The organism is Mesonia maritima (assembly GCF_042433895.1).
In the GTDB taxonomy this organism is placed as follows: Bacteria; Bacteroidota; Bacteroidia; order Flavobacteriales; family Flavobacteriaceae; genus Mesonia; species Mesonia maritima.
On the sequence record NZ_JBHLUA010000011.1, the window covers coordinates 37188 to 53175 of the forward strand.

General features: G+C 33.6%; 17 protein-coding genes and 1 pseudogene. 7 read left to right on the plus strand and 11 right to left on the minus strand.

Annotation, left to right across the window (positions count from 1 at the left end; all coding sequences use genetic code 11):
* Positions 1-10: 10 nt before the first annotated feature.
* Positions 11-1300, minus strand: coding sequence for a fumarylacetoacetase (gene fahA, locus ACFFGL_RS06685; protein WP_309730597.1), 1290 nt, complete (start codon positions 1298-1300; stop codon positions 11-13).
* Between the two features lie 108 nt (positions 1301-1408).
* Here fahA and glyA point away from each other — a divergent pair, with 108 nt between their 5' ends.
* The 4 genes from glyA (at position 1409) to msrA (ending at position 4569) form a co-directional block, all read left to right on the plus strand.
* The gene (glyA, locus tag ACFFGL_RS06690; protein WP_309730595.1) at positions 1409-2689 is read left to right on the plus strand and encodes a serine hydroxymethyltransferase; all 1281 of its coding nucleotides are present in this window, start codon (positions 1409-1411) and stop codon (positions 2687-2689) included.
* 12 nt (positions 2690-2701) lie between these two features.
* Positions 2702-3118, plus strand: coding sequence for a DUF2059 domain-containing protein (locus ACFFGL_RS06695; protein ID WP_309730593.1), 417 nt, complete (start codon positions 2702-2704; stop codon positions 3116-3118).
* Between the two features lie 223 nt (positions 3119-3341).
* Complete coding sequence (locus ACFFGL_RS06700; protein WP_309730591.1) at positions 3342-3899, plus strand: hypothetical protein; 558 nt, start codon at positions 3342-3344, stop codon at positions 3897-3899.
* A gap of 4 nt (positions 3900-3903) precedes the next feature.
* Entirely contained in the window at positions 3904-4569 is a 666-nt protein-coding gene (gene msrA, locus ACFFGL_RS06705; protein WP_309730589.1) for a peptide-methionine (S)-S-oxide reductase MsrA, read from the plus strand.
* On the opposite strand, the gene ACFFGL_RS06710 is transcribed toward msrA, so the two are convergent.
* The gene (locus ACFFGL_RS06710) at positions 4566-4922 is read right to left on the minus strand and encodes a DUF4870 domain-containing protein (RefSeq protein ID WP_309730587.1); all 357 of its coding nucleotides are present in this window, start codon (positions 4920-4922) and stop codon (positions 4566-4568) included. The two genes, msrA and ACFFGL_RS06710, sit on opposite strands and share 4 nt — an antisense overlap.
* 99 nt (positions 4923-5021) lie before the next feature.
* On the opposite strand from ACFFGL_RS06710, the gene mnmE reads away from it, so the two are divergent.
* On the plus strand, positions 5022-6419 hold the full coding sequence (gene mnmE, locus ACFFGL_RS06715; RefSeq protein ID WP_309730585.1) for a tRNA uridine-5-carboxymethylaminomethyl(34) synthesis GTPase MnmE: 1398 nt from the start codon (positions 5022-5024) through the stop codon (positions 6417-6419).
* A 247-nt stretch (positions 6420-6666) separates the two neighbouring features.
* Here mnmE and ACFFGL_RS06720 read toward each other — a convergent pair whose 3' ends face one another.
* Positions 6667-7374, minus strand: coding sequence for a LytR/AlgR family response regulator transcription factor (locus tag ACFFGL_RS06720; protein WP_309730583.1), 708 nt, complete (start codon positions 7372-7374; stop codon positions 6667-6669).
* Positions 7358-8419, minus strand: a complete 1062-nt coding sequence (locus ACFFGL_RS06725) for a sensor histidine kinase (RefSeq protein ID WP_309730582.1) — start codon at positions 8417-8419, stop codon at positions 7358-7360. Before ACFFGL_RS06725 ends, ACFFGL_RS06720 begins: the two co-directional genes overlap by 17 nt.
* A 129-nt stretch (positions 8420-8548) precedes the next feature.
* Between ACFFGL_RS06725 and ACFFGL_RS06730 the strand changes: the two genes are divergently transcribed.
* On the plus strand, positions 8549-9358 hold the full coding sequence (locus tag ACFFGL_RS06730) for a DUF5694 domain-containing protein (RefSeq protein ID WP_309730580.1): 810 nt from the start codon (positions 8549-8551) through the stop codon (positions 9356-9358).
* 1011 nt (positions 9359-10369) lie between these two features.
* On the opposite strand, the gene ACFFGL_RS06735 is transcribed toward ACFFGL_RS06730, so the two are convergent.
* From ACFFGL_RS06735 to ACFFGL_RS06745, 3 genes are all read right to left on the minus strand, one after another.
* Positions 10370-10693 carry a hypothetical protein gene (locus ACFFGL_RS06735; RefSeq protein WP_309730578.1) on the minus strand — a complete coding sequence of 108 codons (324 nt, stop codon included), beginning with the start codon at positions 10691-10693 and terminating at the stop codon, positions 10370-10372.
* Between the two features lie 129 nt (positions 10694-10822).
* A complete protein-coding gene (locus ACFFGL_RS06740) occupies positions 10823-11677 on the minus strand; it encodes a hypothetical protein (RefSeq protein ID WP_309730576.1) in 855 nt (284 codons plus the stop codon).
* A gap of 80 nt (positions 11678-11757) precedes the next feature.
* A complete protein-coding gene (locus ACFFGL_RS06745) occupies positions 11758-12897 on the minus strand; it encodes a HEPN domain-containing protein (protein ID WP_309730574.1) in 1140 nt (379 codons plus the stop codon).
* A gap of 332 nt (positions 12898-13229) precedes the next feature.
* On the opposite strand from ACFFGL_RS06745, the pseudogene ACFFGL_RS14830 reads away from it, so the two are divergent.
* Positions 13230-13966: pseudogene (locus ACFFGL_RS14830) on the plus strand (IS110 family transposase); the annotation flags it as partial.
* A 42-nt stretch (positions 13967-14008) separates the two neighbouring features.
* On the opposite strand, the gene ACFFGL_RS06760 reads toward ACFFGL_RS14830, so the two are convergent.
* From ACFFGL_RS06760 to ACFFGL_RS06775, 4 genes are all read right to left on the minus strand, one after another.
* Positions 14009-14581, minus strand: a complete 573-nt coding sequence (locus ACFFGL_RS06760) for a hypothetical protein (protein WP_309730571.1) — start codon at positions 14579-14581, stop codon at positions 14009-14011.
* 166 nt (positions 14582-14747) lie between these two features.
* Positions 14748-15155, minus strand: a complete 408-nt coding sequence (locus tag ACFFGL_RS06765) for a hypothetical protein (protein WP_309730568.1) — start codon at positions 15153-15155, stop codon at positions 14748-14750.
* Entirely contained in the window at positions 15133-15648 is a 516-nt protein-coding gene (locus ACFFGL_RS06770; RefSeq protein ID WP_309730565.1) for a hypothetical protein, read from the minus strand. The genes ACFFGL_RS06765 and ACFFGL_RS06770 overlap by 23 nt, the downstream gene beginning before the upstream one ends.
* A partial coding sequence (locus ACFFGL_RS06775) for a hypothetical protein (RefSeq protein ID WP_378928178.1) occupies positions 15632-15988 on the minus strand: 357 nt, incomplete at its 5' end. The genes ACFFGL_RS06775 and ACFFGL_RS06770, both read right to left, overlap by 17 nt.

Here is a 15988-nt window from a genome sequence, read left to right on the forward strand (position 1 = left end):
AATTAAAATATTATTTTTTCTTAAAATCGAATACCGGTAAAAGTTTCGTACTTACTTCACCAAAACCGATTCTTACATTTTTATTTTCACAATGACCGCGCATAATTACGGTGTCATTATCTTCAATAAATTTACGATCACTTCCATCTTTTAGTTTTATGGTCTTTTTTCCGTTCCAAGAAAGTTCGAGCATCGATCCAAAACTATCAGGTTTGCTTCCCGAAATTGTTCCGCTTCCCATCATATCGCCACTATTTACCGGACAACCGTTAATGGTATGATGCGCTAATTGCTGACTCATATTCCAGTATAAATATTTAAAATTAGAATGGGTGAGAACGGTTTCTTCTGAATTTTCAGGCTGAATAGCTACTTCTAACTGAATATCGAACGTCTTTTTTCCGCTAGATTTTAAATAGGGGAGTGTTTCGATAACCGGTTTTGGTCCTTCGGTTCTAAAGGGTTCTAACGCGTCTAACGTTACAATCCAAGGGGAAACTGAAGAAGCGAAATTTTTAGCGAGAAACGGTCCGAGTGGAACATATTCCCATTTTTGAATATCGCGTGCGCTCCAATCGTTAAATAAAACCATTCCGAAAATATATTCTTCAGCATCTTCAACTGAAATTGGTTCGCCTATCGGGTTTCCTGCTGTGGTAATAAAAGCCATTTCTAATTCAAAATCTACTTTTCTGGACGGACCAAAAATTGGCGTATCGGCCCCGTGAGGCATTTTTTGCCCTTGTGGTCGATGTACTGGAATTCCGCTAGGAATTATAGACGAACTTCTTCCGTGGTAAGCTACGGGAACGTGTAACCAATTCGGCATTAACGCGTTTTCTTTTCCGCGGAACATTTCCCCAACATTGGTAGCGTGTTCTTTACTCGAATAAAAATCGGTGTAATCGCCAACTTGAACCGGCAATTGCATTTCAATTTCGTCTAAGGTAAAGAGAACGGTTTTTCGGTGATCTTCATTATTTTTTAAAGTCTCGTTCTTTTCGTCAAAAATTTCAGCAATTCGATTTCTAACCGCTCGCCAGGTTTTTCTTCCGTCGGCAATAAAATCATTTAAGGTGTCTTGTAAAAAAATATCATCGGTTAACGGAATACCATCAAAATAACCTAATTGATGCAACGCGCCTAAATCAATTGCATAATCACCGATTCTTGTTCCAATCGTGATGATATCATCGCGGGTTAGGAAAACTCCAAACGGAATATTCTGAATAGGAAAATCGGTTTTGGTTGGGATCTCAAGCCAAGTTTTACGTTTAGGATCGTTTGCTGTAATGGCCATATATATTATTTTCTTTGATTTAACGATTATATTGTATTCAAATATATTATTTTCCCGTAATTAACCGAATCCTTTTTTTATTTTTGAGAAATATTTTAACGAATAGCTATGATTACAAACAGAGATACTGAAATTTTTGATTTAATAAACGCTGAAAAAGAGCGTCAAACCAACGGGTTAGAGTTAATTGCCAGTGAAAATTTTGTAAGCAACCAAGTTTTAGAAGCTGCAGGTTCTGTATTAACCAATAAATATGCAGAAGGTTACCCGGGAAAACGCTATTATGGAGGCTGCGAAGTTGTCGATAAAGTAGAGCAATTGGCAATAGATCGCGCTAAAGAATTGTTTAATGCTGAATATGTGAATGTGCAACCGCATTCTGGTTCGCAAGCTAATACTGCAGTTTTTTCAGCTTGTTTAAAACCGGGCGATAAAATTTTAGGTTTCGATCTTTCGCACGGCGGACATTTAACCCACGGCTCTCCGGTGAATTTTTCAGGTAAACTTTACAATCCTGTTTTTTATGGTGTAGATAAAGAAACCGGTTTAATTGATTATGATCACGTTCGAGAAATGGCAAAAAAAGAACGTCCGAAATTAATTATCGCGGGAGCTTCAGCATATTCCAGAGAAATTGATTATGAAAAGTTTAGAGAAATTGCCGATGAGGTTGATGCGTTATTATTAGCCGATATGGCGCATCCAGCCGGATTAATAGCAAAAGGATTGTTGCAAGACCCGCTTCCGCATTGTCATATGGTAACTACCACTACCCACAAAACTATTCGCGGACCCCGTGGCGGAATGATTTTAATAGGAAAAGATTTTGAAAATCCATTCGGAGAGAAATTGAAAAATGGAAAACTGAAAAAAATGTCTACTTTGCTTAATAGTGCCGTATTTCCAGGAAATCAAGGCGGACCGTTAGAACATATTATTGCTGCGAAAGCTGTAGCATTTGGAGAAGCGCTAACCGATGATTTTCTGCATTACACCGTTCAGGTAAAGAAAAATGCGAAAGCGATGGCAGCGGCTTTTATGGAAAAAGAGTATGATGTAGTTTCCGGCGGAACCGATAATCATATGATGTTAATCGACCTTCGAAATAAAAATGTTACCGGGAAAGAAGCCGAAGAAACTTTAGTAAAAGCTGAAATAACCGTCAATAAAAATATGGTTCCTTTTGATGATAAGTCACCGTTTGTTACTTCAGGAATTCGTGTAGGAACAGCTGCAATTACCACGCGTGGTTTAGTTGAAGCGGATATGAAAACGATTGTGGATTTGGTAGATAAAGTGATCACTAATATTAATGATGAAGCTATTATTGCGGAAACCAAAAAACAGGTTTTTGAACTGATGAATGATAAACCTTTATTTAAATCTTAATTAAAAGCAACGATGAAAAAACTAATTTTCACCTTGGCAATAGCAAGTATTAGCTTTGCAAGTTTTGCGCAAGAAAAAGCCGAAAAATCAACTTTAGAAAAAGAATTGATTGAATATATTGATGCGCAATCTCAAGGAGGAATAATGAAAGCTTTAGATATGTTTAAAGAGAGAATACCTGATCGTAACAAAGCTGCATTTGAACAAGAATTGAGAGTTGAGTTAAAAAGCTTTAATGAACATGTGGCTTCCTTTTATATGGATGAACTAGGGGAAAAAGATGTTCAAGCATTAGTAGATTTTTATAATACTCCAGCCGGAAAACGCATCCTAGAAAAAACTCCTGCAATTACAGAAGAGACTATGGAATACTCCCAAACCTGGGCGTCGAAAATTCAGCCTATAATGCAAAAATATATGAATCAATAATTTCCGGATTATAGTTTAAGAGGCTGTCTAAAAAGATCAAAAAAACGTCATTCTGAATTCATTTCAGAAGCTCATCTTGCTGAAATAAGGTTAGTATGAGAACCTGAATCAAGTTCAGGTTGACGGAAAATATACTTTTTAGACAGCCTCTTTTTTATTAACACTTCTTTAAACCGATTCTCTTATTTTATCTTGTATTTTAGAATAATAAAAAAATTAACTAATGAAGATTTTACTAGTATTAGCTATAAGTTTATTATCCTTTTCAGGTTGTAAAGAAGATAAATCGAACGATTCCAATTCAATGGAATATACTGAAAGTGAACGTGATATTTCAGAAAATAATGTTGAGGATAAAAAAGGAATTGAAGTAGAAGAGGAGAATGAAGAAAAAATAATTGCTTCTAGCGGAATGTATCAACGTATTCGGGAAGATAAAAAAGGCGAAGGTTGTAACTGCGATTGTTTAACGATCGATTTTAACGCTCCACAATCCATTTGTATCGATGAAGAATCGGGCTTAAAAATTCAAGTAAATTTCAGAAAAGAAAACAACCAAGAAATTACGATGTATTATGTAAAAGGAGCCGGAGAAACAAAGGTGCTTAAAAAAATTCCGTGGGAAAAGTTTGATAAAGGAAAACCTTTAGCGAAAATAAACTTTACCGATAATAATCATTTCACCTTAGATTGGATTGGTTTTACGCTCGATGATGAAGTCGCGGTAGATTATGCCATTTTAGGAAAGAAAAATTTAGAAGGAGAGTTTCAGAAATTATAACGCGATGAAAAAAATAATTAGTGTTTTCTTGTTGACAATAATTGTAGTTGCCTGCGGAAATAAACCAAAAGAAAAATCTGAAGCTCAACAAAAATTAGCAAACGCAACTCCGGTAGAAGTTTCAGAAACACAAGATGGACTCAAAAAAGCTTATTTTGCCAGCGGATGTTTTTGGTGCGTAGAAGCTATTTATGAAAGTGTAAAAGGCGTAAAAGAAGTAATTTCAGGTTATGCCGGTGGTCATACCAAAAATCCGACTTATGAAGAGAATAATACCGGTAAAACCGGGCATGCAGAAGCGGTTGAAGTGATTTATGATCCTGAAATTGTTTCTTTTCAAACCTTGGTAGATGTATATTTCGGCTCGCAAAATGTAACACAGCAAAATGGTCAAGGTCCAGATATAGGTTCGCAATACCGATCTATTATCTTTTTTCAGAATGAAGTTCAGAAAAAAATTATTGAAGAAAAAATAACAGCTTTAAGTGAAAAATATAATGATGAGGTAGCTGCGGAAGTAATGCCGTTTCAGAAATTTTGGAAAGCTGAAGGCTACCATCAAGATTACAAAAATAAACATCCTGAGAACAGTTATATTCAGAATGTTTCTAATCCGCGTTTTCAAAAATTCAAAAATAAATTTCCTGAACTTTTAAAAGAAGGTTATTAACTTAAAAATTGAATTGTTAACGGGTAATTGGTCGTTTCGCCATTACTCGCTTTTACCGCATTGATTATAGGAAAAATCACGCTGAATAATCCAATTACTATGAAGCCGATAATTCCCAAACCGAAAAATAAAATTAAAGGAATACAGATAATGCAATAAATAAATAAACTTATTTGAAAGTTGATTATTTGTTTGCCTTGCGCATCCAAATTATGAATACGATCGCGCTGTGTTAACCAAATAATTAATGGAACAACAAAACCGCCAAAACCAGTTACTAGATCTAATAATTGACTTAAATGCATGAGCATTAATAATTGGCGATCTTCTTTTTTTTCTGTAATTACTTCCATGATTTTATCTTTTCGATTCATGAATATGACGAAGAATTGCTAAAATTGTTACACGCTTTTTAATTCAGAAATACATTTCAAGTTTCTTACCTTTGCGATATGATTTTAGAAGATACCATTGTCGCATTAGCTACAGCTTCGGGAAGCGGAGCCATTGCTGTTATTCGAGTTTCCGGTCCTAATGCGCTAAAGTTTACCGCGCCGATTTTTAACGCTAAAAATAAGGTAAGTTTATTAGAGCAAAAATCGCACACCTTACAATTAGGGAATATTATAGATAACCATCGTATAATCGATGAAAGTTTGGTGTCGGTTTTTAAAGGAAAACGTTCGTATACCGGCGAAAACACGGTGGAAATTTCTTGCCACGGAAGTCCGTTTATTCAACAAGAAATCATTAATTTATTACTGAAACAAGGTTGTCGATCTGCTAAACCTGGCGAGTTTACGTTACGCGCTTTTCTAAACGGAAAAATGGATTTAAGTCAAGCGGAAGCGGTAGCCGATTTAATTTCGAGTGATAATGCGGCTTCGCACCAATTAGCGATGCAACAAATGCGCGGTGGTTTTGCTTCAGAAATTCAAAAATTGAGAGAAGAATTACTAAATTTTGCTTCCTTAATTGAATTGGAACTTGATTTTTCTGAAGAAGACGTAGAGTTTGCCAATCGAGATGAATTTCAGCAACTTATTACTCGAATTCAAAAAGTACTCAACAAACTTATCGATTCTTTTGCGGTAGGAAATGTGCTAAAAAATGGAATTCCTGTCGCCATTGTTGGCGAACCAAACGTTGGAAAATCAACTTTACTCAATGCACTTTTAAATGAAGATCGCGCAATTGTAAGCGATATTGCCGGAACAACACGCGATACGATTGAAGATGAAATTTCGCTTGGCGGGATTGGTTTCCGATTTATTGATACCGCCGGAATTCGTGAAACAACCGATGAAATTGAAGGGTTGGGAATTCAAAAAACTTTTCAGAAAATAGAACAAGCGCAAGTTGTACTTTATTTATTTGACGCGAATAAAGTAAAAACTGAAAAATTAAACTTACAGCAAGTTAAAACTGAAGTTGAAAAAATAAAAAACCGTTTTCCGGGAAAACCATTATTAATTGTGGCTAACAAAACCGATGTCTTAACAGAAGCGGAAAAAGAAACCTTTCAACAAGAAATCCCCGAATTAAAATTACTTTCAGCTAAGGAAAAAGTAGGAGTAGAGGTGTTGCAAGAAAATTTATTGGAATTTGTAAATACCGGAGCGCTCAGAAGTAACGATACGATTGTGACGAATTCTCGACATTACGATTCTTTGTTAAAAGCTCAAGAGGAAATTAATAAAGTACAAGAAGGGTTAAATATGGGATTAACAGGAGATTTATTAGCCATCGATATTCGGCAAGCGCTTTATTATTTTGGCGAAATTACCGGAGAAATCACCACCGACGATTTACTGGGAAATATTTTTGCTAACTTTTGTATCGGGAAGTGATTCTTGGTAAGAAAGGAAAACAAAAGAAGTTAAAAATTTAATTTATCATCACCGCTTTTTTAAGTATTATCTTTTTTTTCTTCTCCTAGCTCAATTGATTGATCAAAAAAATGATACATTTCTGAATTCAAAAAGCTCGATTAATTATTTCCTAAGCTAAGATTTATGGATGCTGAAGAAGATAAGGTAATTAAACTAAATATTTTCAAAAGTTTTTCAATTATTTGAGCTAAAAAAAGCGATAAAGCTAATTGAATTTTGCTTTAATAGCCTTTCGGTATGTTTCTCCTATTGGTAAGCGAATATCTCCATGTAGATAAATACTATTGCCTTCAAGCATTTTTATTTTTCCAGAGGGAATAATATACGATCTATGAATTCTTAGAAATTTATTTTTTGGTAGCCTCTTGATAATATCTTTCATATTCTCGTGCGCTATTATTTTATCGGTTCTGGTGTGGATTCTGATATAATCCTTTAGACCTTCAATATATAGGATTTCTTCAGGAATTATTCGGTAGATCTTTCTCTCCGCTTTGATGTAGAAATCTCTGCTTTTAGCAGTGTAGTTAGAAGCAGTTTCAAAAGATTTTTGCCAGGCTAAATATTTCTCGACACTTTCATAAAACCGCTGAAAAGAAATAGGTTTTACAAGGAAATCGATAACTTTATACTTAAAAGCATCTAAGGCATATTCTTGGTAAGCGGAGGTGATAATAAAATTATGATCAGAATGATTACGCATTTCCATAATTTCTATACCGCTAAGTTCAGGCATCTGAAGATCTATAAAAACTAAGCTATTCGTATACTCCTTAAGAAGCTCGAGAACTTTATAAGTATCACTTCCTGCATAAATAATGTTAAGGCTGGAAACTTTTTCAGCATAATCCTTTAGTAAACGGACTGCAAAAGGTTCGTCATCAAGAATTATCGTATTAATTTGTCTTTTCATCGAGCTTAATTTCTAATTGGGCACTAAAATTTTCTTGATTCTGGTTTATCACAAAAGAATGAGCATCGGGATAATTAATTGCTAAGCTTTTTCTAAGGTTATCCAGGCCTATTCCTCCTAATTTATCTTTTTTCTGGTTACCAATTTTATTAGTTATTTTAAACAAAAGCTTATTGTTGGTTTGTTTTAGATCTAAAAGAATTGGGTTTTCCTTATTATACTTTCCGTGTTTTAATGCATTCTCCACCAGAGGGCTTAGTAAAAAAGGAGGTATTTGAACTTTGGGGTTGTCTATAGTAATTTCAAAAATCAAAGTGTTTTTATTTTCGTGCCTTAATTGGTCAAGTTCAATATAAGATTTTATATAATTAATCTCTTGATGTAAATCAATCCGCTCTTTGTTTGTTTCGTAAGTGGTGTAACGCATCAGTTCACCCAGTTTTTCAATTGCCGGAAGCGCTTTATCAGATTTAAAATAAACAAGAGAGTAAATATTATTAAGGGTGTTAAACATAAAGTGGGGGTTGAGCTGAGCTTTAAGGAACTTTACTTCTGTTGCACTTTTTTCTTCAATAATATGTTTATTGTATTCCAATAGTCGAACATTAAAAATCAGAATCCAAAGAATGGAACTGATAATGAGCGGGAAACTTCCATAATAAAGATTATCATAAATATAGTAGCTAATAGAAGTTCCTTCAAAATAATTGCCGTGGCCGATAAATTGTTCAATTAAGACTTCTTCCAGGGTGTATCTCAAGAAGATAAATATTATAAATCCAGAGGCAATACCGAAAAGTATTCTTTTCCAGTTGAGCTTTTCAAATATCTTGGGAAGTATGAGTATATAATTAAAATAGAAGGTGGCTAGAAAAACGATACTAACTGAGATCTCGAAGATCTCTAATTTTTTGATGGTAAAAAGATAGGAGTTTCCAAGATCAAATTGAATGATTTCGAAGTAAGCAAATAGTAACCAAAAGAGGCCGTGAAAAAGGAACTCTTTTCTTTTGGTCATTGCACCGATATAGGGAAGTAATTTCATTAGTGTAAAACTAAGACATTCTACATAAGAGTAGGGATAGGTTTGTCGAAAAGTAGCGCGGGTTCGTAGAAAAAAATATTCAGCCTACTATATAAATATGATTTTTGAGAAAACTTAACTATTAAAGAAATGAGAATTACATTGATTATTACCGTGCTTTTGAGTATCCAATTGCAAGCCCAAGAATTGAAAGATCCGATAAAATTTGAAAACACGGTTAAGGTATTAAATATGGGGACTTTTCATATGGGATATACTCCAGATGCTACTACTACCGAATTCGATGAGCACGATCAAAGAAATATTGAGGAGGTTCATCAAATTGCTCAATCTATTGCTGAATTTAAACCTACTGTAATTATTGTAGAAACCTTGCCCGATAATAATGAGGTTTTAGAGAATAGTTATAAAGAGTACCAACAAAATCCTGGATTGAATTTTAAAAATCCTTCAGAAGTGGAATTATTAGCATTCGAAGTAGGTCGACTTGCAGGTGCCAATCGTATTTACGGGATAGACTTTAAAGAGGGGTATAACTACAGAATTGGAGAGAAAATAAATAACAACTACGGGTTTGAAACCTACCAGAAATATTTTTCAGTATTAGATTCCTTACAGAAGCAATATCCTGAAGAGAAAATGTCTTTGTTGCAAAAATTACAAATTAATAATAATCCCATATATAAAGATATGCTGCTCAATTTAAATGCTGATATGCTGACCCATATATCAACTGAAGGTAATGCAGAAGGAGCAGATGAAGCCGCGAAATTTTATCACCGGAATTTGGTAATGTATTCGAATCTTAATCAAATCGAATTAGATGAAAATGACCGTGTCTTTATACTTATGGGGGCAACACATACCGCATTTTTCGATATGTGGTTAAAAAGGAGTCCTAAATATGAAACAATAAATATCGACATGTATTTGGAATAAGAACAAATTCTAAAAAAATAAAATGATAAAGCCAGGCCAATATCGTTTTGATTTCGAATGGAATTAAAGGTAATCAGGCGAAGATTGGGCGTTGAAGAAATAACCTGGTTAATTCTTTCTGCCACGAAATAGCTTAAAATTAGCTTATGAAACTAAAGAGCGTACCAGAAATTATACTAAAGATCATTATCTGAAAAAGGCATTAGTATTAATCTAGACGCCCTGCAATTGAAATAAATTGGAATTTATAAAAGAGTACTTTGAGATTTTTTTAAAAAAAATATAGATAATATATGTAAATGACGATTAAAATTATTTGAACTTAGTTTATGCCTCATATTCTCAAACCTCCAGTGTTTTAGGGGATAGAAAACTTTTGTATCGGGAAGTGATTGTTGAAAATATGAGAAATAAGAAGAAGTTTAAAATTCTCCTTATAACAATTCTATTAATTTTTTAGGGGCTTGAAGGATATAAAATGTATTCTATCTTATTGAGTTATTCCTTTATTTAACTTGTTGCCAATTGTTCCAATTACGCTCGTTTATAGAAGTGATTTTTTTATCAATAGATAATTAATATAAGCTATTCTAAATTTTAGAAGCCTAAACGTAGAGCCGTAAGAATGGTTTAATGAGAGATGCTTCCTAGATACTTCCTATCTAATCCACTTCGAGTCCACACTGCGCTTATGGTGTAGCTACAGTTCACCACGATATCGTGTTTGCCTAGTGGAGTCACTATATGTTAGGTTTAACTTCACATTAACTTTACCACAACGTCTATAAAGCCATAGCTTTAATTCGCCTGCTATAAGTTGGTTTATAGATGCTATTTTTTAGATTAGGATCTAAACTATATTCGAATGTATTGGACAAGTTATTTTATTTCGCAGCAAGAGTTCACTAATTCTAGTAGGGGATTTGGCCTTTTCATTTTACAGGGTAATTAAAGTAGTATGTGGATTACAAAATCTGTTTTTTAGTCTATATTTTGATAACTGTTGAATTTCTAGCTTTCCGGATCTTTATTTGTCTCTTGCTCGGTTAATAAAGCGGAAAGGCCTCCGTAAGTTTCGATTAATTGTTCTAAAAACTCCATTTCTTCATAAGGGAGTAGTTGCAGCGTAAATTCAAGGGTTTGTTGAATATTTACATAGGGTTGTGGGATGGTCTTCGAAAAAGACGTTCCGGTGTGTTCAAGAGCGAGTAAGCAAACTTTTAAAAGATGCGTAACACTTTGAAAACTCTCTAACGGATCTTCTACCGGAATCGCTTTATGATGATAGAAACTAAGGGTATGCTTATTAAGCGGTTTATACTGATGGTGGATCAATTGGCGTAAGCTTTTAGTTTATTTTCAGCCTAGAAGGTATGTAGCCAAGGGACATAACCTTGTTATTTCAGACTTTTGTAAAGCTTGTTCTTAAGCAGTATTATTATGGTGGTAACGGAAGTAAATAACTTACTGTGTTTTTAATTGATGTAACTCTTCTAATTGAGCCAATCTCTTTTCTCCTTCTTGTTGGGCTTCTTTTAAAAATAGAAAAGCGAGTTTTACTCCATAATCACCATCTTCAATACTACTATCATTTTCCACTTTATAATTCAGGTTATAGGGAGCGTGACATATAGCATTATAAATTCTCTTTGATCGGAAAGATTCTTTTGGAAGTACGATTGCTGTACTTTTACTGAAATTCTGACATAAACGGACCAAATAATTAAGGTCAACATGCGATGGTTTGTATTCCCAATAAACCCAAAGTAATGCTGCACAGACTTGGGAAATAGCTTGATGAACTAAAAGTAATTTCGCCGGTTCGCAAGAAATATCATCACTCACCTTCAATTTGCTTATAAAATATGCTGCTTTAGAAATTTTAAATTCCCAGCCGTTTCTTATTCTTTTATACATCACCGGGTGTTTAATGTAGCCGGTTATAACTAACGGATGCTCTTGAAGTATTCTATTTTCAGGTAATAAGAGCCGACTTAAAAAGTTATCTCCTTCATTTAATCGTGTGGTAATCTCATTATAGGTATAATGTAAACTATACAAACGAACTTTTTTGTTCATTTTAGTAAAAATTTTTTCCATAAATGCCTTGGGGTCTTTTACATACGATTTACTCACAATAAGTAGTGTCACTTCCCAGTGTTCCTCAACTACATTTTTTTCTAACCCATTGAATGAATAGAACCTTTTTAATTGGTGCGATCGGACTCCAATACTGTAAATGGAATGTACGGACAATACTGATGTTATAACTTTCAATAACTGTTTTAATAGTACTTCAGGGAGATTGCTTATACTCATAATATGATTTTTTAATTCATAGATTGTGGACTTACCTACTTAAGATTAATACCCGTTTGATAACTTTAAATCTTGTATGCTTAGCCTTCCTCATCTTTATTTATCTTTTGCTCGGTTAATAAACCGGACAGGCCTCCGTAAGTTTCGATTAATTGTTCTAAAAACTCCATCTCTTCATAGGGGAGTAATTGGAGCGTAAATTCAAGGGTTTGTTGAATATTTACATAGGGTTGCGGGATGGTCTTCGAAAAAGAGGTTCCGGTGTGTTCAAGGGCGAGTACGCAAACTTTTAAAAGATGCGTGACACTTTGAAAACTCTCTAACGGATCTTCTACCGGAATCGCTTTATGATGGTAGAAACTACGCGTATGCTTATTAAGCGGTTTATAGTGAGAGCGGATGAGTTGGCGTAAGCTTTTTTCGATCTCTTCTTTGTTGGATTGAGCAGGAGGGGAAGGCTGTTCCATAGCGTTTTTACATTGCTCATACCTTTTCAAAAACTCTCCCTCTCCTGTTTCAAATAGGTTGTCTAGTTTGTGTTGTAAACGTTTTATAGACGACAAGGATATACTATAATCTACCTCATAACGAACATCTCGGTAAGCGGTATCTAAGCGGTTTACCAACTGTTTTTCAAGAACGTTTTCTTCCTTAAAAAGTTCTCCTAGTTCAGGGACAAAGGGTTGAATGTATTGTTGATGATGCACAATCTTGTGGCAAATTTTTTCTTTTCCCATGCTTATTAATTCCACCGTTCTAAAAGAAAGTTCTATCGCTTGATGCAACATAAACGCGGCCTGTGGATAGTTTTCCTTCTCCATGTAAAAATGAGCTCCTCCTTGAAAATCCAATGCTTTCTGATGTTCCTTATAAAAAAAATCGGGTGCCTTTTCAAAGGCTTCTTCAACATTTAAGATTGGGAGAATTGTTTTGGGATCACGGTATGTTAAATACTCTTCCCGTAAGGCTTGAATAAAGAATACATTCCCTTTTTTAAATTGGTTCATAGCATAGGCTTCTTCGTACATACGCCAGCGATATTGTGGCTGTTGTGGAAAGCATTCTTTTAATTCACTTAAAGCTTGCTCGGTGATCAGTTCCCGGCTCAGGAGCAGGAAAAATGGTTTTACAGAAGCAGCGGAAGACGGAACGCTATAAATAGCACTCAATGCGGTAAGCTGTGTTAGTTTTTTGATTAAAGTTGGAGAAAGTGGTTGCATAAGATGATGATTTAACGGTGAAATATTTATCAAGCGTTTTGCGAGATGAGCGTTATTATACCCGAAGGAATCACTATTTACGGACGTACCGAACCCAAATTAGCTGTATAAAACCGATGCGTTCTGGTAATTTACCAATAGGTTATAGAGGGGGTGGGGGTTTTTGAGTATAGAGTATAGAACATAGAGCATAGAGAATAGAGCATAGAGCATAGAGCATAGAGCATAGAGCATAGAGTAGAGAGTATAGAGTGGGGAGTTAGAACATAGAGCTTAGAATATAGACCCCGGACTTGTAAGTAGGAAGAAAGAAGTTGTTCAGTATAAATAAAAACGGTCTGTCGAGAAAAAGATTAAAAATCAAGGTGGCTAAAGTAAAGACCGATAAGAGCGATGCCAAGGCAATTTGTGAATATAGTATGGTAAACCAAGTGCCCCTTTACAACGCACTTACAGAGGTACAAGCCGAATTCTTACAGCTTTTCAGGCTTTTAGATAGTTATTTAAAAAAACGTACAGTAACTAAAAATAAGCTTCATAGAGAGAAAGCCTTAGGGACACCCTCTAAGTTTGTGCATGAATCTCTCAAACGTAATTTAAAGCATTTAGACAAAGAAATAGAGGCGTTAGAAAATAGATTGTTGGAATTGGTAAAACAAGATCAACAGCATCAGCTAACACTGTTAAAAGGAATCCCTGGTTTAGGTACTAAAAACAGCGCTGCTTCTCATTATCATTACTGATGGTTTTCAAAAATTTGAAACAGCAGGGCAAGTGTGTAGTTATGTGGGCATTACTCCAACAATAAGGCAATCGGGGAGTAGTGTAAGGGGACGAAGCAGGAATTCAAAGGTTGGTAATAAGAAACTAAGAAATCTCTTATTCTTATGTGCATTTTCAGCCAGCAAACATAATAAAGCTTGTCGAGAAATTTATGAGCGTATCGTAGCTAAAGGGAAAAGTAAGAAACTGGTATTAATAGCAGTAGCTAACAAACTATTAAAACAAGCATTTGCCATTAAAAAGTGGGTTAGCCTATCAGGAAGAATATGTATCGAAATTAAACTAAAAAGACTTGGTTTTTAACTCAGATCTTTGTTGGCAACTGGCTTTATTCCGTATCAATCTCTTCCAATAATTTTTTGTAATTCTCTATTAGTCTTTTTTCTTGCAATACAATGTCTGTCATTGTTACAGCTAAAAATCCGTAAAATTTTCTATCACCATTATCGTTTTCTTTAAAGTCAATTTTCATCATCAAATTTGACAGTATGAGTTGATTAAAATCTTTATATGCTGATTGCATAGTGTAGATCTCGTTAATATCCTGAATTTCTTCAAATTTTAAATTGTTGATAAGCCCAGTTTGAATTCCTGTGTCAAAAGCACCATTACCCAAAATAACGGTCCGAGTCCCCTTAAAAAACGGAGGCAATGTTTTCATTTCAATGTTATCTGAATTTTGAATAATTCGTGAACTATCTCTAATCATTATGTGATAATCTAATACCTCGGAAATTTTTGATTTGTTTGATTTTATTTCGGTTATAATATTTTTTCTTAAGAGTTCTGTTTGAGATTTCCTTTTATTCGTTTCCGACCAATTTGATAAAACGAACCCCAAATAAACGCCAATCATAACGGGTATTATTTGTACTAAAATTTCTCCAATTTTCTTTCTCATCTATTAAGTTTTTCAGCTTGTTACCAACGGTATTGTATAACAATCAGTTGCGGATTATTTAAAAACCAAGATAGCTATAGTTACTGACTTTTATGCTTGCGCGGTAGTGTCCGCAGGAAATAAAGCCGCAATTGTTGTTATACGGTGTTGGCAGTAGTTGTTAACTTTATTCGTTTATTAACTTTACTTTTATAGGCGGAATAGCATTGGGTATACAATGAATTTGTTTAGAGATTTTTGCAAATGTATATTCTTTTGTTTTAAAAGTTTGAGCTTTATGTCTACCAGTATGATTTATTTTTGAATATTTATAAGGTTTTTTTTTATTAACTAAAACAAATAGGTCTTCACATTCAAGTTTAGTATTTATATCTAAAAGTGAAAATTCATTATGAACAGGCTCTTTAGGTTGAAGTTCCTTTATAATAGTAGCTTCACTATTTCTATAACATTTATAAGAAAAACATCTACCAATAGGTTCAATATTTACAAAAGATGACGGTACTATTTTCCTTGAAATTATTTCTGCTGCTAAGCATTCAATAGATGAATTATCGTGAACTGCTTTCGTCATACTTGTCTAGATTATATAGTAATTTCTCAATTCTATTAGTTCTAACAGAAAACATTTCTGATACTTCATCTTCTGATAACGGTTCTTCTAAATTATCTATTATATTAGATAATAATTTAAGTTTTCTTGAGGTTAATTTTTCATTAATATTAATTAAGTATTTTTCTTCATTTTTATCTAGTTCCAAATTAAATTCTTCTTCACTGATAAATTCGTTACTCACTTGATATAGTAAATTTAGATATTCCTTTTGTTTGATTAAATTTTTAATTGCCTTAATATAAAAGGTTTCTTTTTCGTGGTTTTCTTGTAATATATGAAAAATGTTTTCTGTGTAATCATTAACTTGACCGTGCACAATATTTATTTCATCTTTAGATTGAATTGCAAAAACAAAGCTATCTGAAGGTGATATATAATCGTCACTGTCAAATGATAAATTACTACCGTTAAAAGTACTTTCTTTTATTAAAAATTTATTTTCTTTCTCCATAGTCAGAAATTATTTCCAATGCTTTCGATTTATATGATTTATAATCAGATATTGATTCCTTGAAAATTTTTATTTCTTCATTTTCAATATGAAAATTAAAATCAAAACTTAAAATATTTTGTTCCTTATCACCATTTATTTGTCTTAAAGTATTTGGTTTTATATCCAATTTCAATCTTGAATTTTTAAAATTTCTACTAATATAATAACCATAAGCTGTTGTGTCGCTATTAAAATGCTTATTTAAAATATCATTACTATTGGAAAAAAAATTAGCTTTAGTATAAGAATAAATATCATCTATAAAAAAAAACCATTTAAAATTAAATCCAATAGTTCT

Excerpts from the sequence above, each read along its gene's own strand:
- fahA (WP_309730597.1), bottom strand. The coding sequence starts at position 1,300 with ATGGCCATTACAGCAAACGATCCTAAACGTAAAACTTGGCTTGAGATC.
- glyA (WP_309730595.1), top strand. The coding sequence starts at position 1,409 with ATGATTACAAACAGAGATACTGAAATTTTTGATTTAATAAACGCTGAA.
- ACFFGL_RS06695 (WP_309730593.1), top strand. The coding sequence starts at position 2,702 with ATGAAAAAACTAATTTTCACCTTGGCAATAGCAAGTATTAGCTTTGCA.
- ACFFGL_RS06700 (WP_309730591.1), top strand. The coding sequence starts at position 3,342 with ATGAAGATTTTACTAGTATTAGCTATAAGTTTATTATCCTTTTCAGGT.
- msrA (WP_309730589.1), top strand. The coding sequence starts at position 3,904 with ATGAAAAAAATAATTAGTGTTTTCTTGTTGACAATAATTGTAGTTGCC.
- ACFFGL_RS06710 (WP_309730587.1), bottom strand. The coding sequence starts at position 4,922 with ATGGAAGTAATTACAGAAAAAAAAGAAGATCGCCAATTATTAATGCTC.
- mnmE (WP_309730585.1), top strand. The coding sequence starts at position 5,022 with ATGATTTTAGAAGATACCATTGTCGCATTAGCTACAGCTTCGGGAAGC.
- ACFFGL_RS06720 (WP_309730583.1), bottom strand. The coding sequence starts at position 7,374 with ATGAAAAGACAAATTAATACGATAATTCTTGATGACGAACCTTTTGCA.
- ACFFGL_RS06725 (WP_309730582.1), bottom strand. The coding sequence starts at position 8,419 with ATGAAATTACTTCCCTATATCGGTGCAATGACCAAAAGAAAAGAGTTC.
- ACFFGL_RS06730 (WP_309730580.1), top strand. The coding sequence starts at position 8,549 with ATGAGAATTACATTGATTATTACCGTGCTTTTGAGTATCCAATTGCAA.
- ACFFGL_RS06740 (WP_309730576.1), bottom strand. The coding sequence starts at position 11,677 with ATGAGTATAAGCAATCTCCCTGAAGTACTATTAAAACAGTTATTGAAA.
- ACFFGL_RS06745 (WP_309730574.1), bottom strand. The coding sequence starts at position 12,897 with ATGCAACCACTTTCTCCAACTTTAATCAAAAAACTAACACAGCTTACC.
- ACFFGL_RS06760 (WP_309730571.1), bottom strand. The coding sequence starts at position 14,581 with ATGAGAAAGAAAATTGGAGAAATTTTAGTACAAATAATACCCGTTATG.
- ACFFGL_RS06765 (WP_309730568.1), bottom strand. The coding sequence starts at position 15,155 with ATGACGAAAGCAGTTCACGATAATTCATCTATTGAATGCTTAGCAGCA.
- ACFFGL_RS06770 (WP_309730565.1), bottom strand. The coding sequence starts at position 15,648 with ATGGAGAAAGAAAATAAATTTTTAATAAAAGAAAGTACTTTTAACGGT.